Source organism: Legionella sp. km772 (assembly GCF_003989735.1).
In the GTDB taxonomy this organism is placed as follows: domain Bacteria; phylum Pseudomonadota; class Gammaproteobacteria; order Legionellales; family Legionellaceae; genus Legionella.
The window spans coordinates 1-19,199 of the sequence record NZ_RZGQ01000041.1 but is presented as its reverse complement, the minus strand read 5'-3'; the positions used below and the strand labels follow the sequence as shown (position 1 = coordinate 19,199).

Sequence of the window (19,199 nt, the reverse complement as noted above, 5' to 3'; positions counted from 1 at the left end):
GCTCTCCTGGCCTATGGACTTGTGGATAAGCCATTCTGAGAGTAAGGTGAATGAACTAACAAACCGGGAATAGCTCTTATTTTTCCTGAATTTTGTTCCAGATCCCCGGACCTAGCTAACTCAAACTAGATGGTTTGGTATGCTCTTAATCTTTTTGAATTTGACAATGCAATAATTTCCAGTACCCAAAGAGATTGGTTTTATGAGAACTTATTAATTTTAACTTTTTGTAATTTAATAATGAATTAATCGAAAAATCTGATTTAAAACCAATTAATTTATTTAAGTAAGATAATTTACGCTCAAAAAAATTAATGATACTGTTTTCTGAGGAAAAATGATTTACAAAAATAATTTTAGCCTGCGGCTTAGCAACGCGGGAAAGCTCTTCCAAAAACAAATTTACATCAGGAACCACTGAGGCAACATACATCGCTACAATGAAGTCAAAGCTGTTTTCTTCAAACTCTAAATCAGCTGCATCCATTACTCTTAAATCAACTCGTTCATTTAAGTTCTTTTCAGTAGCTAATTCCTTAGCCTTTTCCAGCATCTTGTCGGAAATATCGATTCCCGTTATATGAAGATCTTTTCTATATAAAGGCAAGGACAAACCAGTACCAATTCCAATTTCAAGAATTTTAGCGTTTTTTGGCGCAATATCATTAATAATATCTACACACGATAGGCGACCCGGATTAAAAATACTTCCAAATAAAAAATCATAGAATGAGGCATAAATATTATAAACCTTCCTGATTGATGCAACAGACATTTTTATTCCCTCGATTAGTTTTATTTATACAATTCAATCTATTTTACTGTAATCAGATAATTAAAAATAGTTGCTCTGATTAATTTATTTTAGCATACTGGTTAAAATAGCGAACCTTTGCAAGGTATAAATCGCTACCTAGGGCTTATTCATATATTTTTTTAAAACAATCGCATCTTCTGTACCTTCTTTATCTTTATAATAATCTTTCTTAATGCTGACGTGAATAAACCCCATTCCCTCATACAGTTTTAGGGCAGGAAGATTACTCATCCTTACTTCAAGAACGATATAGTTGACATTATTATCATTTTTTAAAAAGCCCAAAATAGTACGCAAAAATTTTTTGCCTAAACCCTGTGCTTGCATGGCTTTAGTTATACAAATATTTAAAATGTGGTAACCCTGATCGTGATAACGAGAAATACTATAACCAATTATCACCGCTTCTTCAGGCTTTTCTTCATATAACTCAAGAACTTTGCAATCATAACCCACCATGACACAATCACGAATTATTTCTCTACTCCAGGGAGTTATATGAGCATCTCGTTCGATAGCATATACCTTATCTATATCTGCATCGAACATCGGTCGAATATTTAAAGGCATTATGTCTCCTGTAAGGAGTAAGGCAATTTGTTTTTATTTAATAATAGCTTATCAGCGATAGCAAGTGATAGGCTATATATTCTTATAGTTTATAATCAGAATGGGCAAAAAATTAGTGCATCCCTGAAAAAACTAAGCGATTGAACCGATTATTTCTCAGAAAGGCTCAAAAGAGAATGGCGAACTGAAGCTTAAAGCCAGCAAGCTAAAGAAAACTCGATTAATTTAAGTAGGTTCTTACGTCTCGAGATTTTTCCCCGAGACGAAAGAACTCTAGTTTTGTCGACTGTCAATCAAAATTCAACATCAATTAATCATCAATTTTTTTTCTTTTTCGGCATGTATAGATCGGTAATTGTGCCTTCAAAAATTTCCGCTGATTGCGCAATAGTTTCTGAAAGTGTTGGATGGGGATGAATCGTTAAAGCGATATCCTCTACATCACACGACATTTCAATGGCCAATGCAACCTCAGAAATTAAATCCCCTGCGTTCACACCAATGATGCCGCCTCCAAGGATACGATGAGATTCAGGACAGAATAATAGTTTTGTCATTCCCTCTTCCCGGCCCATGCTTAATGCACGACCGCTTGCAGCCCAGGGAAAGGTTGCTTTCTCATAAGAAATGCCCTTTTCTTTTGCCTCTTTCTCAGTTAAACCCACCCATGCAAGCTCAGGATCAGTATAAGCAACACTAGGAATACATTTAGGCTCAAAATAATGTTTCATGCCTGCAATCACTTCAGCAGCCACTTTTCCTTCCGGAATTGCTTTATGGGCAAGCATCGGTTGACCAACCACATCACCAATTGCAAAAATATGGGGAACATTTGTTCTTTGTTGATTATCTACTTTAATGAAACCCCGCTCATCAACATTTATTCCGGCTTTATCAGCATTTATAACACCACCATTAGGTTTTCTACCTACCGCTACAAGCACTTGTTGGAAACATAAAGGTTTATCGGTTTTATGCTCGCCATCCATCGATACATAAATGCCATCTTTTTTCGCTTCCACTGCAGTCACTTTAGTTTTTAAAAGGAATTTAATGCCTTTTTTAATCATTCGTTTTTGTAAAACGCTTACTAGGTCAGCATCAGCACCTGGGATTAGTTGATCCATAAATTCAACAACAGTTACGTCTACACCTAAAGAAGAATAAACAGTTGCCATTTCCAAACCAATAATTCCACCGCCCAAAACTAAAAGATTGCCTTTAATATCGGCGAGCTCTAAAGCACCGGTTGAACTAAAAATGCGTTTGTCTTCTGGAATAAAGGGAAGATTAACAGACTCAGAACCGACCGCAATAATAGCATTTTCGAACTCAACCTCAACAATGCCCTCTTTAGTTTGCACACTTATTTGATGAGTACCAGAAAATGTGCCGACACCGGTTAAAACCTCAACCTTTCTTTGTTTAGATAGAGCCTTTAATCCGCCGGTTAATTTAGTAATAACTGAATTTTTCCAGGCAACTAATTTTTTACTGTCTAATTTTGGTGAACCAAAACTAACGCCCTGCTCTTCCATTTCATGAGCTTCATCAACTACTTTAGCAATATGTAACAAAGCCTTAGACGGAATACAGCCAACGTTAAGACAAACACCGCCTAAATTATCAAAACGCTCTACTAAAACTACTTTTTTTCCTAAATCAGCTGCTCTAAATGCCGCCGTGTATCCGCCAGGTCCACTTCCTAATACCACTACATCTGTTTTAATTTTATTAGCCATTGCAAGCCTCTTGTAATATAAATTTGATTAACTTAATACCTTCACTTTAGAGCAACACTTTTCTGATATCAGCAAGACAATCACCAATATACCGAGTAAATCGCGCTGCCTCTGCACCATCAATAACTCGATGATCATAAGAAAGGGATAAAGGTAACATTAAGCGTGGAACAAATTGCTGATTTTGATAGATGGGTTTAATTGATGAACGAGATAGACCTAAAATGGCAACCTCTGGACTATTCACAATAGGAGTAAAGGCAGTTCCACCAATACCACCTAAGCTGGAAATAGTAAAGCAACCCCCTGACATATCCGCAGGCATTAAGCCTTTTTCACGCGCTTTGCTACTTAGTCTTGCCATTTCTTTAGCAATCTCAACTACTGTTAATTGATCTACATTTTTTATCACAGGAACAACCAGTCCATTCGGAGTTTCAACTGCTATTCCTAGATTACAGTATTTTTTATAAATTAAATTTTCACCACTGGCATCTAGAGAAGCATTAAATTGGGGGTATTTTCTTAAAGCTTTGCTTACCACAGCACACACAAAAGCTAAAACAGTCAATTTATAATCCGTGTTTTTATTTGATTCTGTTTCTGTTTTTCTAAATGATTCGAGCTCAGTAATATCCGCTTCATCAAATTGGGTTACGTGAGGAATAGTGACCCAGGAGCGGTGGACATTAACACCAGTCGCGCGCTTAATTTTATTTAAAGGTTTAGTTTCAATTTCTCCGAACTTAGAAAAATCGATAACTGGGGCAGTAGGTAAATTAAAAGCACTACCACTTGCAGGTTGTTCAGTAAGACGCGATTTTACATAAGCATTAATATCTTCTTTAAGGATACGTCCTTTACGCCCACTTCCTTTTACTAAAGCCAGCCTAACCCCTAACTCCCGAGCCATTCGGCGAACAGAAGGACCCGCTGAAACAAACTCCTCATGTGATGATTCATTATTCGCTTGGCTTGGTGGGGTAACTACAGGTACAGCTGCTGAAAGTTCCTTTTTTATTTCAGGTGCTTTTTCTTCTTCTTGAACAGAAGATGGCTTCTCCTGAGCATTGGGTTCATTGGTTTCCATCATTAAGATAGAGCTACCCTGGGAAACCTTAGCACCTACTTTAAGCTTTAGCTCTTTGATAGTGCCTGCATAAGGTGATGGAATGTCCATCGTGGCTTTATCGCCCTCAAGAGTTATTAGGGCTTGATCCTTTTCCACCGTTGTGCCCGGACTGACCATAATGTCAATGACATCAACATCAGTTGCACCACCTATATCGGGAATTACAACTTCAACTAGCTGTGAAGCACCGGAGTTCTTAACTTGCTTAGGCTCCTCCACTTCAGTTTTTATTTCTTTTACAGCCGGCTCTTCTTCTTTTGGCGTTTCGGTTTGGCTATTTTCTCCCGATTTGGCGTTTAAAATGACATCGCCTTCAGAAACTTTATCACCTACTTTTACGCTAATTTTAGAAACCACTCCAGCTGAAGTCGATGGAATCTCCATACTTGCTTTATCGGATTCTAGGGTAATTAAAGGAGTATCAACTTCAATTTGATCGCCAACCTTTACGAGCACTTCAATCACATCAACTTTATTTGCTCCACCAATATCGGGAACTTTAATCTCTATTTCATTTGCCATATTTATCCTCAGTAATTAGTTAAAGGTTAAGCCAATAACTAACAAGTAACCGGATCTAGTTTATCTGGATTAATATTGTAACGCTGCATGGCATCAACCACCTTTAATTTATCTAAGGACCCTTCTGCTACCAATGCATTTAAAGCTGCTAAAACAATAAATTTCGCATCGACTTCAAAGAAATGACGCAAGCGTTCACGCGTATCACTTCGTCCATAACCATCAGTGCCTAAAGTAACAAAACGATGAGATACAAAAGGACGAATTTGTTCAGCGTATAAACGCATATAATCCGTTGCTGCGATAATTGGACCTTGCTTTCCTTTTAATGCCGATGAGACATAGGCTTCTTTTGCTTTCTTTTGTGGATGAAGCGCATTATAACGCTCAACTGCTAAAGCCTCTTTCCTTAATTCATTAAAGCTCGTAACGCTCCATAGGTCTGAAGTGACCCCATAGTCCTCTTTTAACATTTGAGCTGCTTTGATCACTTCACGTAAGATAGTACCACTTCCCATTAATTGGACATGAGTTTTGGCTTTCTTCTTATCTTCCTGAAGAACATACATTCCTTTGAGAATACCCTCTTCAACCCCTTTGGGCATATCGGGATGGACATAGTTTTCATTCATTACAGTAATGTAATAAAAAACATTCTCTCTGTTTTCATACATACGGCGTAAACCGTCTTGGATGATCACTGCTAATTCATAAGCAAAGGTAGGATCATAAGCGACGCAGTTAGGAATAGTCGATGCTAATAAGTGGCTATGACCATCTTGATGTTGTAATCCCTCTCCAGCTAGAGTGGTTCTTCCAGCGGTGCCTCCTAACAAGAAGCCACGGGCTTGCATATCTCCAGCAGCCCAGGCGAGATCGCCAACACGTTGGAAACCAAACATTGAGTAATAAATATAAAAAGGAATCATGGCCAATTTATTCGAGCTATAAGATGTTCCTGCTGCCATCCAAGAGCAAAATGCACCCGCTTCGTTAATGCCTTCCTCCAAAATTTGCCCATCCTTTGCTTCGCGATAATACATCACTTGCTCGCGATCAACTGGGGTATAGAGTTGTCCTACAGGAGAATAAATACCTATTTGACGAAATAGACCCTCCATACCAAAAGTACGACACTCATCAGGAATGATAGGAACAATTCGTGAACTAATGTCTTTATTTTTTAGTAATACTGAGAGTATTCGCACAAAAGCCATCGTTGTTGAAATTTCACGATCACCTAAACCATGCGTTATGGATGCGAAATCAGCAAGCGGCGGTATTTTTAATGGGTCAATTTCTGTCGAACGCGAAGGCAAATAGCCTCCTAAGACCTCTCTTTGTTTCTTGAGGTATTTAATTTCTGGGCTATCATCAGCAGGTTTATAGAAAGGAACATCAGCAATATTGTCATCACTTACAGGAATATTAAAGCGATCACGGAATGCTTTCAGCTGCTCAACAGTCATCTTTTTCTGTTGATGAGTTATATTTTGCCCCTCACCTGCTGCTCCCATTCCATATCCTTTAATGGTCTTAGCAAGAATGACCGTAGGGCTTCCGGTATGAGCCACCGCTTCAGCATAAGCTGCATATACTTTCTGAGCGTCATGACCGCCTCTATTTAAACGCCAGATCTCCTCATCCGACATATTATCAACCATTTTCTTTAATTCAGGATATTGATTAAAGAAATGCTGTCTAACATAAGAGCCATCATTGGCCTTATAAGATTGATAATCACCATCCAAACATTCTTCCATGCGCTTTTGTAACCAGCCATCTTTATCGCGTGCTAACAAGGAATCCCAACGACTTCCCCAAATTACTTTAATAACGTTCCAGCCAGCACCTCTAAATTGACCTTCTAACTCTTGAATTATTTTGCCGTTACCACGTACCGGACCATCAAGTCTTTGCAAATTACAGTTAATAACAAAAATTAGATTATCAAGCTTTTCACGCGCAGCAATACTTAAAGCACCTAAAGATTCGGGCTCATCCGTCTCGCCATCACCGAGGAAAGCCCAAACTTTTCGTCCTTCTGCTTTAATCAGGCCACGATGCTCTAAATATTTTAAAAAGCGGGCTTGATAGATAGCTTGTAACGGACCCAGCCCCATCGAGACTGTAGGAAACTGCCAAAAATCATGCATCAGCCAAGGATGAGGGTAAGATGATAAACCGTCTTTCTCTACTTCTTGTCTAAAATATTTTAGCTGATCCTCTGACAAACGTCCTTCAAGAAAAGCTCGGGCATAAATTCCTGGAGATGAATGACCTTGAATATAGAGAAGATCACCACCGTGCTCTCCATTCGGACCTTTAAAGAAATAATTGAATCCAGTTTCATATAATGTTGAGGAGGAAGCATAAGAGGCAATATGACCACCTAGCTCAGCAGCATATTTACCCGCTCTAATCACCATAGCAACCGCGTTCCAACGGATAAGTGCATTTAATCTTTTTCCAACCCCCTCATCTGGTGGCATCTGCTTTTCTTCATGAGGCTTGATGGTATTACGATAAGGAGTGTTTCTAGAGCTTGTTAGCTTAACCCCTTCTGCATTCGCTTTATTTAAAAGCTGTTGTAACAAAAAAGCACCTCGTTCTGCACCATCAGTTGCAAATACTGCTTGTAGGGCATCCAGCCACTCACGAGTTTCAATTGGATCAATATCTAAATTAGTTTCATTGGTCATGAAAGGTTCCCCAACATTCGATTATTTAAGTACAGTAAGGTACTGCTCGTAATTGTTTATGAATAATTCCTGTACAATTTTGTTCACAAGTCATTAGATCTGCATAGCAATTACACGTAACTTTGCGGCATTGTAGTGGATCACGATAAGATTTCAACCCACGCATTACAAATCCGCCTTCAACTTGTTCTTCATGAACATATTCAGAATAGTTTTCTATCATGCTACGGTTGGCCTTTGCAGAACAAACAGCACAATTATTAACACATAGTGTTTTACAAGACTCAAACCGTTTCACACATTGCGCTAAACAAAGTTTAGGATCATTCACTTTAGGCAAATTGACTTGTTTGTTCACACACCCCAAATTGAGTAAAAATAAGAAACAAAACAACATCCGTAATAAGAAGTGCATATCCAAGATCCTAATATTAGTTATAGCCAGGCAGCTAAAGTAAATAAGGCAATAAAAACAAGCAATACAATTGCTGCATGCTCTACTAAAGTTTCCGCCATAGGCAGAGAAACTTCATCCAATTCATTATTACGTACGGCTAGCAAACCACAATCGCTAAGCATTTGTTCATTTAAAGTGGGTTTTGCTAAGAGATATGCCGTAAAACGGCGAAGTCCTAATTGGAAATTACCTACTAAAAGGTACAACAATACAGTTATACGTGCTGGAATCCACTCTAAAATTTCAGTAATATCCTGGGCTAAAAGCGATACAGAGTCTACAGTTCGTGATAAAGAAATAAGTCTAAACAGCAAAGCCGCAATTGGCCCCCCAATAACATACCAAAAAATCACCGAAAATAATTGATTATTAACCTCAGCAAGATAGGTACCAGCAACAAGCCCTGTGTTTTCTACATTGCTATCAAGAGCCGGATAGAAGGGATTTTTGGGGCCTATGCTGTAGAAAAAAACCACGATATTAAATACTAAAGCCAGTAGTCCAAATAAGATGGAATCCAATATTAAATAAACTAAAGCCGCGAGGATGATAATAGGTAGAACGATAATTGCGAGTATTAAAGCTGAATGATTGGCGACATTATATTTTTCCATTAAACTTTTAATAGCTAAATAATACCGGTCGAACCAATGAAAACGCTGATATGAAATAGAATGTATTAAAAAACGTTCACTAAGTAGACATAATACAATAACTAATAATTTCATTATTAATCCTTCCGCATTTTTTCTGATAAAGCTATTGGAGTTGGGTATTTCAATACCACGAGATATGATGATACGATAAACGTTAAAATCGTTGTGGCCTGTATTAAATTCGAAGCCACCTCTGAAATCAACTTAGTACTTAATGCAATACTAGCAACGAGTAGAGAAAACTCACTTCCTTGGCCTAAGCGTATCCCAACCTCTTTAGAAACATTTTTCTTCTCACCCGATCTAACTAAAAGAATATAAAATAAGAAGGGTTTTATTATTAAAATACAGGCTGCAAGAATAAGAGCAGGAATAATGACTTGTGCTGCAAAGCTGAAATTGAAAGTCGCGCCGATTGAAAAGAAAAACATCACAAGGAAAAAGTCACGCAATGGTTTTAAACTTTCAGCAATGAATAGAGAAATAGGGCTAGATGCTAATGCCACTCCAGCTACGAAAGCCCCAATATCCTCTGAAAGGCCTAGTTTTTGCGCCAATACAGAGATTCCAAGACACCAGCCGATTGATAAGAGAAATACGTATTCTTGAGTTCTATCGAAACGAGCCAGTAATTTTATTAAGATATAGCGCTCGAATAAAAAGGCAAAGAGACACAAAGCTGGTAAAGCAATACCTACTAATAAGAAGTCATCAAGTGATAAGCCACCGCCTTGATGGGCTCCATTAATTAAAATTAAGATGATAATCGCGATGACGTCTTGCATTAATAAAACGCTAATCATCACTTCACCAGTATGCTGATGATGCAAGATTGTAGTGGGTAATAACTTAAGACCGATAATCGTACTTGAAAACATCATCGATCCGCCTAGAACCCACGATTCTGTTTCAGTCAAACCGAACCATCGTCCAATGTAATAGGCAATTGCTGCAAAAAGTACCGAACTGATTACTGCAATCCAAGTAACTTTCTTCAACATATGGACTAAATTTTGTGGTTGTAAATGTAGTCCTAATAAAAAGAGAAGGAAGACAATACCCACATCGCCTACCTGTTGAACAGTTGTTACATCAGGAACTAATTTTAATCCCCATGGGCCGAGTGCCGCGCCAAGAAGAATATAAGCGACCAAAAGTGACTGCTTTGTGTATAAAACCAAGGTTGAAAAAAATGCTGCTCCGGAGAATATTAAAAAAATGGTATAAAACACAGAGCCATCATGCATCGGTTTCTTGCCTCACAGTTTGATTGGATATTTAAAATAAATTCAAAAATCAATTTTAGCTATTAATCTATGAATTTTCTATAAATATTCTATATGTAGTATAAAATTATGCAAATTATTGTGTCTTTTTTTAAAAATGCAATAAATTTGTCATGGAAGCCACAACATTCAATCCATGAGCCATCTTAGCAAAATATAATCCTAAGTTAAATTTCACCTATAGCGTTTGAAGCTAATTAAACCAGCACTGAGAAGGTTCCTGAGACTCCATTTTGTGCTAATTTAGTTTTTAAATTATTCACCATGTCTTTATTTGCAAAAGGACCCACACGAACAACATAGTGTTTTTGGTAATGCTCAATGAAAACCGGTGAAGTGGTTAATTTCGCTAATTTATCTTTCAAAATTTTGGCAGCCGATTCTGTATTAAACGCCCCTGCTTGTAAATAATAATGTGCATTACCAGCAGGCCCCATCATCGTTTCTATTTCAACATGGGCAGTCCCTTTAGGAAAGATGCCAAGCTTTACAGCTGCGGCGTATGATAAATCAATTAACCGATCCCCATGAAAGGGCCCTCGATCATTCACCTTAACAATAGCTGTTTTACCGTTGTCTAAATTCTTTACTTTAATATAAGTTGGCAGCGGTAAAGTCTTATGAGCAGCACTCATCACATACATATCATACGGTTCACCACTTGAGGTTCGTTGCTTATGAAATTTTGTACCATACCAAGAAGCAATTCCCCTGGTTTTATAGCCTGCTGAGTTTTTCATGACTTCATACTTACGACCATCAACTCTATATTCCGAAGGATTACCATAGCGACTCATCGGCTCATTAGTGGGTTTGGTTTCTTTAATTTTGCTGTTGTTTGGATTTTTAGGAGCGGCATCTTGTTTAATAGTGTATCGATTACCTTTGTTATTGTATCGATCATAGATCGCTTTATCATGCACACTCTTGGTAGAATAACTGCTTGATTTTTCATCTTCTTTCTTTATATCAACATCTTTTTGCTCTATATTTTGACAACCTGAAAGCAGGATAAGTACAGCAAGTGCTATTCTCTTCATAAGTTTTTATTTTTAATTATTGAAATTAACAATATACATAAAAAACCATCATTTTCGAAGTTTTGATTTCAATTAATTCTTTTTTACCCTAAAAATTTGGGATATTTTGGTTTGGCTCATTGTGTGTTTATAAGCTTATGATAAGATAACCAACATTTTGTAACTACTTGGTAAGAAAATGACAAAAGCTACCTCCTTTATATTAACCACCTTGTTCTTTATTACACTAATCGTGCAATCTTCAAATTTAATGGCCGAAGATAGTCTTCCTACACCATCAAATCTTGAAAAACCATCCCCTACCGTAATTCATAAACCACTAGTTACTCCAGCAGCACCTAATTTAAACGCCAAAGCCTATATTCTAATTGATGTAAATAGCGGCAAAATACTTGCAGAAAAAAATAGTGAAGAGCGTCTCCCTCCTGCCAGTTTAACTAAGATGATGACTCTGTATGTTATTTCAAACGCTTTAAATAATAATCAAATTCACCTAAATGATAGCGTTCGTGTAAGCCGCGATGCCTGGAAAATTGGTGGGTCGCGAATGTTCATTAAAGAAGGGCAACAAGTTCCTGTTGAAGACCTTCTTAAAGGAATTATTGTTGATTCAGGAAATGATGCTTGTGTAGCTATGGCAGAGCATGTAGGGGGTAGCGAAAATGCCTTTACTGATATTATGAATCAGCAGGCGCAAAATCTAGGAATGAAGAACAGCCATTTTACTGATAGTACAGGTCTGCCTCATCCTGATTTATATACTACTGCAAAAGATTTAGCCATTTTAGGTAGATCTTTAATCACAGAATTCCCACAATATTACGGTTGGTACAAACAAAAATGGTTTACCTATAACGGTATTCGTCAGCCTAATAGAAATCGCTTACTGTGGAGAGACAGTCAAGTTGATGGTTTAAAAACAGGGCATACTAACGATGCAGGTTTTTGTCTAGTTTCCTCGGCCAAGCGCGACAATATGCGTCTATTAGCTGTAGTGTTAGGTGAGCCAAATGATTCTTCGCGCGCGGATGATAGTGAAAAATTATTAAATTATGGTTTCAGATTTTTCGAAACCCATCAACTTTATAAATCAGGCCAAGCTATCTCTGAGCTTCCCTTATACAAAGGTTTAGTTGACAAGGTTTCGGTAGGTTTAACGGAAAATCAATTTGTAACCATTCCCGCTGGCCAATATCAAAGACTAACGGTTTCTACAAAAATACCCTCTTATCTACAAGCACCAATAAAAAAAGGTGATAAAGTGGGCGAATTAGTGGTTCAATTTGATAATAATGTTATTACCACCAAGCCACTTTATGCCTTACAAGATATTGAAAGTGGAGGCTTTTATACACGGACCAAAGATTCTATCCGTTTAGCTTTTAAAGGATGGTTTGGTTCTTCAGAAGGTTAAGCGAACGTGAGACAAGCATTTATTAACGGAGAGTTCTGCGACCTAGCTGATGCAAAAATCTCAATTTTTGATAGAGGTTTCTTATTCGGTGACGCGATATATGAAGTGCTGCCTGTTTATAACAGTCGGCCTTTTTTTGTAGAAAAACACCTAAACCGACTGTATTCTAATTTAGAAAAAGTAAATATAGAAAAGCCCTTATGGGATTTAAATACTCTAATCACTCAATTAATTGAAAAAAATGGCGGCGGGGACTTACAAGTTTATATTCATATAACCCGAGGAAATCAAGGATTTCGAAAACATGATATTCCGAAAGATCTCCCCTCTTCTCTTATCGCTTTTACTATTCATAATAATTATCCAACCCTAATGGAAAAGCAATCTGGACTTAAAGCAAAAATCGTTGAAGATATACGTTGGTCCCGTTGCGATATAAAAACAACCTCCTTATTAGCAAATATTTTATTAAATGATAATGCTGTTGTTGATGGCTATCATACTTCAATACTCAGCCGTAATAATATTATTACAGAGGGAAGCGCAGCAAATGTATTTATGGTAGATGCAAAGGGTGTAATAAAAACCCCTCCTTTGAATAATTCGTGTTTACCCGGGATAACGCGGGATATTACAATTGAAATAATTAAACAACTGAAATTGCCCTATTTAGAAATTGAATTTACCGTTAACGAATTGTTAAATGCTCAAGAGGCGTGGATTACGAGTACAACCAAAGAAATTTTCCCAGTAATACAAATTAATGAGCACATAATTAATGGCGGGAAAATAGGGACTTATTGTCTTCGAATAAATGACTATTATAAAAAGTTGGTGGCCCATGACTAAAGATACCTTAATAGACTTCCCTTGTTTATTTCCTGTAAAAATTATTGGTCTTCACTCACCTACCTTTATCGAGGAAATTAAACAAATCACTATCAAGCATTTTCCCGATTTTGTAGAAGAAAATCTGGTACACAAACCTAGCCAAAAAAATAACTATTTAGCGATTACGGTCACGGTGTTCGCCCAAAACAAAGAGTTATTAGATGCTTTTTATCACGAAATAACAAAGCATGCTCAAGTTAAAATGGTTCTATAATGAATATCCAGTACCTAGGGACTCAGGATTATTTTTCAATCTGGGCGAAGATGAAGGAATTTACTCTCAACCGCACTGAAAATACGCAGGATGAATTATGGCTTTTGGAGCATCACCCTGTTTATACGCAAGGTCAAGCCGGTAAACCTGAGCATATATTGAATTCTAACTCCATTCCTATTATTCAATCCGATCGGGGTGGTCAAGTTACTTATCATGGCCCCGGGCAATTAGTCGCCTATGTTTTGGTTGATTTAATTCGCCTTAATATAGGAGTGAGAACCTTAGTAACACAGTTAGAGCAAGTACTAATTTCAACGCTTGCCCGCTATGAAATAGAAGGTGTAGTGAAATGTGGTGCACCAGGAGTCTATGTAGGGGAGAAGAAGATTGCATCTATTGGTTTAAGGGTTAAAAATGGACGGTCATATCATGGTATTGCCCTTAATGTTAATATGGATCTAAAACCTTTCAAAGACATTAATCCCTGTGGATATGCTAAGATGGAGATGACGCAAATAAGTGATTTAACACCCTCTGTACATATTGAAGAAGTTGGCCAATATTTTGTACAGGATTTCATAACTCACTTTAAACATTACAAATAATTATGAACCTGTTCGCAGATTATATTCATCCATTAACTAACTGGCTCCAAGCTAACCCCAATTGGGCCTTATTTTTTACATTTATAGTAGCATTATCAGAATCACTTGCTATTGTTGGCAGCATTATACCAGGCTCAGTAACCATGACTGCAATTGGTATCTTAGCCGGTTCTGGAATTTTAAGAATTGATCTTACCCTTATTGCTTCAAGCTTAGGTGCCATTTGTGGTGATAGCCTCAGTTATGCCTTAGGTTATTTTTATAGTGAAAAACTAGTAGATATGTGGCCTTTTAAAAAATATCCTAGTTGGCTCGCTTATGGAAAAGACTTTTTTTCTCGTCATGGCGGAAAAAGTGTCCTTATTGGACGCTTTGTAGGCCCATTAAGATCAATAATTCCGGTAATTGCTGGGATTATGCATATGAAGCAATGGCGATTTTTATTGGCCAACTTTATCTCCGGTATCGGCTGGTCTTTATTATATGTCATGCCAGGAGTTTTAATTGGTGCGGCTGGTCATGAGCTTTCTACAGAAAGTGCTACACGCCTTTTTATCATTACTTTAATCCTATTAGTTATAATTTGGGTTGTTAGCTTAACAATCAAATGGATCATTTTGAAACTACATTCATTTTTTAAAAACAACCTCCATGACTTTTGGATGACCTTTAAAAAGGATTCATTGTTAAATCTCTATAATCTTTTTACTCCCCCTAATGAAGCTAACCACTATACCACAGCGGGCCTAGTCTTAATAACCTTACTATGTCTGTTAAGTAGTCTCTCATTAATAGCATTAAATATATGGGGAGATAATTTAAAAGGTATCGATTTACCTGTTTATCTTCTGTTACAAAGTTTCCATACTTATCTCCTCGAAGCGGTGTTTATTGTATTTACTCAATTAACCAGCAAAATCACCCTTGCTTTTCTTTACATTGGGTGCTCAGCATGGTTTATTTATAACAAAAAATTTAGAGCCACGGTCTATTTAGCCCTTTTAATAATTTTTAGCACTTGCACCTCTTATTTACTCAGCAAATTTATTTTTTGTCCAAGACCGCAAGGCTTATTAATAACGATGGAAGGAAGCTCCTTTCCTAACCATAACCTTTTGGTAGCTACCTCATTATATGGATTTATTTTTTACTATATTAAAAATAAATATTCACTATTAACCAATACCTTAAGATCATTTCTTTTAATCATTCTTGGTTTAAGTGGTTTAGGCTCTATTTATTTAGGAGATAACTGGTTAAGTGATGTATTAGCTTCTTATTTTATCGGTGCATGCATATGCTTAATTACCTGTCTTTTTTATCGAAAAGAAAATGCTTCTGACGAAAAGAAAAGCCAGTCTGTAGCTATTTTATCCTTACTCTTTATCAGTATAATTTTTTCATCGTCATTATCTATTTATTTCAATTTCAAAGTCCTAGTTTATGCACACACCCCTTATGAAAAGGAGTATACCTTAGACAGTGCAACATGGTGGGATCAACAGCAACCTATTCTCCCTTTATATCGTCTAAACCGTGTCGGTAAAAGAACCAGTTTATTAAATATCCAATACGCTGGAGATTTAAGTTTACTGGAAAATAGTTTGGAGGAGTTTGGTTGGGAAACTCATAATGAAAGCTTTTTTACCAAAATTTTAATGAGAGTCAATGATTCAAATAGCCTTAAACTTCCCCTACTCACGCAATTACTTCAGAATAAGCGTCCAGAGTTGGTGATGACCTACAAAAACAAACAAAACAATAGGTTATTCCAATTAATTGTATGGGAATCAAACTATAATTTGCGTAATCTAAATAATCCTCTATGGATTGGGACCTTATATTCGATACAACATGAAAAAAGACCCCTCTCTCAGGGGGAACTTAACGCTTTAACTTACCTTACTCCGGCTTTGCATCAATTTACTTTAAGGAAAATCGCTTTACCAAAAGAGATGATAAAAACAACTTTGTTTCCAAGCTCGCCTCATATTTTATTAATAAAAAACCATGATTCCTAAACTAATAGCTCTCGGTATTTTATCTAATATCACCACATATAAACCTTATTAAGGACAATTTAATGCTTTTATTAGCACATATTATCCACTATTTGCTCCCTTTAGCGGCTTTGCTGTCCTTGATTTGGGGGCTAAGCCAAAAGGCACTCTATTATATAATTTCTGCCTTATGGCTAAGCCTTATTGCGCTTATCCTGCACTATCAACATTCTGGTGGAGTGATTTTTGGAAGTTATTTTGATTATAACAATGCATTCCTATACTCATTAAACTTAATCATTTTGGCTACCAGTTTAATTTATATCATTGAGCATTTAAGAACTGTTTATATTCAAATAAAAAATATAACCTTAGTGGCGCAAATACTTATTGCCTTGACGAGCTTATTAATGATATTTAATCTATGTATTAATGCATATTTCTTTAACGATAGATTAGCAGGCTCACCTATAATCCAAGTTGCATTAATGGAGAAACCTAGTTATTGTGATTTTAAATATATTTTTTATAAAATAACTAAACAAGGCTCTACAGATTATCTCTGTCCTAATTATTATGGTCTTATTCCCAAAATAGGTCATCTAAGTGTGAGCCCTGATTTTATAGCTAGGCAATTAGCTTTGCCTACTAAAAAACAAATGTTATTGTTACAAAAAAAGAAAGATTAATTAATTAAAATTTGTTCTTAAGGGTTTTATTTATACCATGCTTACAATTTATAATTTTATTCGTAATAAGAAACGCTTAATCTCCATCCTTTTTTTTATGTTTATTAGTAATAGTTACTCGATGACCCAGAAAGTAAATTGGGATAATGCGGTAGACCGCGCTGTTAAACGCTATGGCCTGAGGGTCGAGCCCCAACTTATTTCATTTTTTAATAAAGCAAAAGTCAGTTATCCTCCTAAAGAGGTAGCCTTACTTGCTTTCAAGTCAGAGCGAAAAGTGGAGCTGTGGGCAAAAAACCCTAATCAAAAATGGACTCATATTCATGATTATCCCCTAACTGGATTCAGTGGTCGTTTGGGGCCAAAATTGCGGGAAAATGATAAACAAATCCCGGAGGGAGTATATAAGCTGGTTAATTTTAATCCCTTTAGTAGTATGCATTTATCAATGATGATCAATTACCCCAATAGCTTTGATAAAGAAAAAGGATACATTGATGGGAGAAAAAACTTAGGGAACAATATTTTCATTCATGGAAAAAATTTATCCGTTGGTTGTTTGGCTGTAGGTGATGTAGCGATTGATCAGCTCTTTATATTAGCAAGACGGGTTGGATTAAATAATATTAAAATGATTATAGCCCCTAATGATATGCGCAATGATCAAAAGCCATCCACTTCAAACTTTGCTCAACCCCGATGGCTCCCAGAGTTATACAAAAATATTTCTGAATCCCTTAAACCTTTTAATCATCATAAATATTCAGCTTAGCCACGCACTGTGTCAGACGCTACCCTTCCTTCAGGAGTCTCTAAGGAGGAAGGGATTTCATAACATCCATTGTCGCAACAGCACACCTTGCTAGAAAGTAATGAGCCATACTTCGTTTAATGGTCGGGCATACATTTTTTCTTGCAGGTAAGCTTAGCACTTGGATCGCCATGAACATATTGCTTACTCTTCGCCATCCCAACACAAGTAGCGTAGCAACAGCTTGAAGTCGCAGCAGAAGAACAGACCTCTGGCTGCTGGGTTGAAGCAGCGTATCCAAATAGGTAATAAAAAGAAAGCGCAATGCTAAAACTACACCGGGTAAGCACACTGATACCTGTCTTCATGATTATGTTCCGCTCCATCGATTATAAGGATATTGGTATTATATTATTGTCTTTTTTCAAGGTGTATTACTACTTTATAGCAAATTTAAAAAAACATAAAATTAAGTAGCAGTATGTATCTAATCGATGCCTATTATAAATTAAGCCATGAGCTTAGTGATGACTCACATGCTTGCATTTTTTTTTGCATCGATATTTAGCACTAGGAAGGCCATGGATGCGTTTTTTGTTTCTTGATTTCGCTATACATTTCTTATAACAACAGTCAAATGAAGACGAATTGCAGATTATTGGGGTATGGAGAGGAACTGCTGCTCCGAGTAGACAATAGAAAAAAAGGGCAACCCCAAGACCATAACGGGTAAAATACCCTATAACGGAAGTTCTCATTATTATTCTCCCTCATTCTTAACGAGATAATTAAGCTTACAATATTTTGATTTGGCTTACTGATTTATTTGCTGTTAATATTAAAAGCTGTCTTTATGAATCCCAGATTATATTCAATTTATCCTGTATTAAATCGGAAGTCTATTCAATTAAAATTTCTGGTGTGAGCGGTTTTAACCAATAAGCAAAGTTAAAACAAAATAGTCTCCTTAGAAGCATTTCGAACAATAAATAACATAACTTATTGAATTTATTGATTTATAACTTAATTTTATCTTGCTAAAATACCACCCTATATAAATAAAAAGGATATTAAAAGTACAGTGCGTTATCTAATCATCAGCTTAGTTCTAATTAATAGCTTGTGTCATGCCAATATTGGCGAGAAAATTTTAAAAGAATATCAATCCAAACTTTATACTCTACCCGTTACACATCAAGAGCATTTTGCTATGCGAATGTATACCATAACGGGAAATGAAGAATATTTAAACCCTATTATCAATTATTTATATTTGCTTAGTGATAGATATCGATATCTCTATAAAAATATCCAGAATGAACGAATGATTGAGCTCGAAAACAAAAGATTATTATCAATTAATGAGGGGGATACGGAAAAAACTAAACGTAGAATTGAAAAAAGTTTAAAGTTTCCAAAGATAGCCTATTATTTGAATCTACTAATTCTAACTAATAAAATCTATTTTTATCACATGGAGAGCAGCCCCTTATTTCCCGATACAGCAAAAATAATTTCTATTTTAAAATCACAAAAAAAGGATTTCGAATTATTTATTCTCGATGACGAGAATATTAAAATCTATGGAGTGATATAGGCGCGGATTTTTAGACGAAAAAAAGGTATTTTTAAGAGCTATTCTTCTAATATAAGAGGGGAATAGAATGACCAAAAAGCGAAATTATTACACTGCATCAAAAAAATCAAA

The 19,199-nt window shown here is 36.4% G+C and carries 17 protein-coding genes; 8 read left to right on the top strand and 9 right to left on the bottom strand.

Going from position 1 to position 19,199, the window contains the following annotated elements; genetic code table 11:
* Positions 1-145: 145 nt before the first annotated feature.
* The 9 genes from ELY15_RS06510 to ELY15_RS06470 form a co-directional block, all read right to left on the bottom strand.
* The gene (locus tag ELY15_RS06510; RefSeq protein WP_127098855.1) at positions 146-775 is read right to left on the bottom strand and encodes a class I SAM-dependent methyltransferase; all 630 of its coding nucleotides are present in this window, start codon (positions 773-775) and stop codon (positions 146-148) included.
* Between the two features lie 138 nt (positions 776-913).
* On the bottom strand, positions 914-1,387 hold the full coding sequence (gene rimI / locus ELY15_RS06505; protein ID WP_127098854.1) for a ribosomal protein S18-alanine N-acetyltransferase: 474 nt from the start codon (positions 1,385-1,387) through the stop codon (positions 914-916).
* A gap of 317 nt (positions 1,388-1,704) precedes the next feature.
* Positions 1,705-3,129: a dihydrolipoyl dehydrogenase gene (lpdA, locus tag ELY15_RS06500; RefSeq protein ID WP_127098853.1), complete on the bottom strand. Its 1,425-nt coding sequence runs from the start codon at positions 3,127-3,129 to the stop codon at positions 1,705-1,707.
* A 46-nt stretch (positions 3,130-3,175) separates the two neighbouring features.
* Complete coding sequence (gene aceF, locus ELY15_RS06495) at positions 3,176-4,783, bottom strand: dihydrolipoyllysine-residue acetyltransferase (RefSeq protein WP_127098852.1); 1,608 nt, start codon at positions 4,781-4,783, stop codon at positions 3,176-3,178.
* Positions 4,784-4,821: 38 nt separating this feature from the next.
* On the bottom strand, positions 4,822-7,485 hold the full coding sequence (gene aceE / locus ELY15_RS06490) for a pyruvate dehydrogenase (acetyl-transferring), homodimeric type (RefSeq protein ID WP_127098851.1): 2,664 nt from the start codon (positions 7,483-7,485) through the stop codon (positions 4,822-4,824).
* A gap of 25 nt (positions 7,486-7,510) precedes the next feature.
* A complete protein-coding gene (locus ELY15_RS06485; RefSeq protein ID WP_127098850.1) occupies positions 7,511-7,900 on the bottom strand; it encodes an acyltransferase in 390 nt (129 codons plus the stop codon).
* Between the two features lie 20 nt (positions 7,901-7,920).
* Entirely contained in the window at positions 7,921-8,670 is a 750-nt protein-coding gene (ampE, locus tag ELY15_RS06480; protein ID WP_127098849.1) for a regulatory signaling modulator protein AmpE, read from the bottom strand.
* 2 nt (positions 8,671-8,672) lie between these two features.
* Positions 8,673-9,845 (bottom strand): cation:proton antiporter, encoded by a 1,173-nt coding sequence (locus tag ELY15_RS06475; protein WP_127098848.1) that lies wholly within the window; start codon positions 9,843-9,845, stop codon positions 8,673-8,675.
* 236 nt (positions 9,846-10,081) lie between these two features.
* A complete protein-coding gene (locus ELY15_RS06470) occupies positions 10,082-10,924 on the bottom strand; it encodes a septal ring lytic transglycosylase RlpA family protein (RefSeq protein ID WP_127098847.1) in 843 nt (280 codons plus the stop codon).
* 178 nt (positions 10,925-11,102) lie between these two features.
* Between ELY15_RS06470 and ELY15_RS06465 the strand changes: the two genes are divergently transcribed.
* The 8 genes from ELY15_RS06465 to ELY15_RS06430 all read left to right on the top strand — a co-directional run bounded on the left by ELY15_RS06465 (position 11,103) and on the right by ELY15_RS06430 (position 19,088).
* Complete coding sequence (locus ELY15_RS06465; RefSeq protein ID WP_127098846.1) at positions 11,103-12,338, top strand: D-alanyl-D-alanine carboxypeptidase family protein; 1,236 nt, start codon at positions 11,103-11,105, stop codon at positions 12,336-12,338.
* Positions 12,339-12,344: 6 nt separating this feature from the next.
* The gene (locus tag ELY15_RS06460; RefSeq protein ID WP_127098845.1) at positions 12,345-13,187 is read left to right on the top strand and encodes an aminotransferase class IV; all 843 of its coding nucleotides are present in this window, start codon (positions 12,345-12,347) and stop codon (positions 13,185-13,187) included.
* Positions 13,180-13,443, top strand: coding sequence for a YbeD family protein (locus ELY15_RS06455; RefSeq protein WP_127098856.1), 264 nt, complete (start codon positions 13,180-13,182; stop codon positions 13,441-13,443). The genes ELY15_RS06460 and ELY15_RS06455 overlap by 8 nt, the downstream gene beginning before the upstream one ends.
* On the top strand, positions 13,443-14,051 hold the full coding sequence (gene lipB / locus ELY15_RS06450; protein WP_127098844.1) for a lipoyl(octanoyl) transferase LipB: 609 nt from the start codon (positions 13,443-13,445) through the stop codon (positions 14,049-14,051). Before ELY15_RS06455 ends, lipB begins: the two co-directional genes overlap by 1 nt.
* Positions 14,052-14,053: 2 nt before the next feature.
* On the top strand, positions 14,054-16,072 hold the full coding sequence (locus tag ELY15_RS06445; protein WP_127098843.1) for a VTT domain-containing protein: 2,019 nt from the start codon (positions 14,054-14,056) through the stop codon (positions 16,070-16,072).
* 62 nt (positions 16,073-16,134) lie between these two features.
* Complete coding sequence (locus ELY15_RS06440; RefSeq protein ID WP_127098842.1) at positions 16,135-16,740, top strand: type I secretion system protein LssZ; 606 nt, start codon at positions 16,135-16,137, stop codon at positions 16,738-16,740.
* A gap of 121 nt (positions 16,741-16,861) precedes the next feature.
* Entirely contained in the window at positions 16,862-17,512 is a 651-nt protein-coding gene (locus tag ELY15_RS06435) for a murein L,D-transpeptidase family protein (protein ID WP_233586544.1), read from the top strand.
* A 1,060-nt stretch (positions 17,513-18,572) separates the two neighbouring features.
* Complete coding sequence (locus ELY15_RS06430) at positions 18,573-19,088, top strand: DUF3541 domain-containing protein (protein ID WP_127098840.1); 516 nt, start codon at positions 18,573-18,575, stop codon at positions 19,086-19,088.
* Positions 19,089-19,199 lie beyond the last annotated feature (111 nt).

What these genes read in the sequence shown, in the direction of transcription:
- ELY15_RS06465 (WP_127098846.1), top strand. Translation starts at nt 11,103, where the DNA reads ATGACAAAAGCTACCTCCTTTATATTAACCACCTTGTTCTTTATTACA.
- ELY15_RS06455 (WP_127098856.1), top strand. Translation starts at nt 13,180, where the DNA reads ATGACTAAAGATACCTTAATAGACTTCCCTTGTTTATTTCCTGTAAAA.
- ELY15_RS06440 (WP_127098842.1), top strand. Translation starts at nt 16,135, where the DNA reads ATGCTTTTATTAGCACATATTATCCACTATTTGCTCCCTTTAGCGGCT.
- ELY15_RS06510 (WP_127098855.1), bottom strand. Translation starts at nt 775, where the DNA reads ATGTCTGTTGCATCAATCAGGAAGGTTTATAATATTTATGCCTCATTC.
- ELY15_RS06435 (WP_233586544.1), top strand. Translation starts at nt 16,862, where the DNA reads ATGACCCAGAAAGTAAATTGGGATAATGCGGTAGACCGCGCTGTTAAA.
- lpdA (WP_127098853.1), bottom strand. Translation starts at nt 3,129, where the DNA reads ATGGCTAATAAAATTAAAACAGATGTAGTGGTATTAGGAAGTGGACCT.
- aceF (WP_127098852.1), bottom strand. Translation starts at nt 4,783, where the DNA reads ATGGCAAATGAAATAGAGATTAAAGTTCCCGATATTGGTGGAGCAAAT.
- rimI (WP_127098854.1), bottom strand. Translation starts at nt 1,387, where the DNA reads ATGCCTTTAAATATTCGACCGATGTTCGATGCAGATATAGATAAGGTA.
- ELY15_RS06475 (WP_127098848.1), bottom strand. Translation starts at nt 9,845, where the DNA reads ATGCATGATGGCTCTGTGTTTTATACCATTTTTTTAATATTCTCCGGA.
- ampE (WP_127098849.1), bottom strand. Translation starts at nt 8,670, where the DNA reads ATGAAATTATTAGTTATTGTATTATGTCTACTTAGTGAACGTTTTTTA.
- lipB (WP_127098844.1), top strand. Translation starts at nt 13,443, where the DNA reads ATGAATATCCAGTACCTAGGGACTCAGGATTATTTTTCAATCTGGGCG.
- ELY15_RS06470 (WP_127098847.1), bottom strand. Translation starts at nt 10,924, where the DNA reads ATGAAGAGAATAGCACTTGCTGTACTTATCCTGCTTTCAGGTTGTCAA.
- ELY15_RS06445 (WP_127098843.1), top strand. Translation starts at nt 14,054, where the DNA reads ATGAACCTGTTCGCAGATTATATTCATCCATTAACTAACTGGCTCCAA.
- aceE (WP_127098851.1), bottom strand. Translation starts at nt 7,485, where the DNA reads ATGACCAATGAAACTAATTTAGATATTGATCCAATTGAAACTCGTGAG.
- ELY15_RS06485 (WP_127098850.1), bottom strand. Translation starts at nt 7,900, where the DNA reads ATGCACTTCTTATTACGGATGTTGTTTTGTTTCTTATTTTTACTCAAT.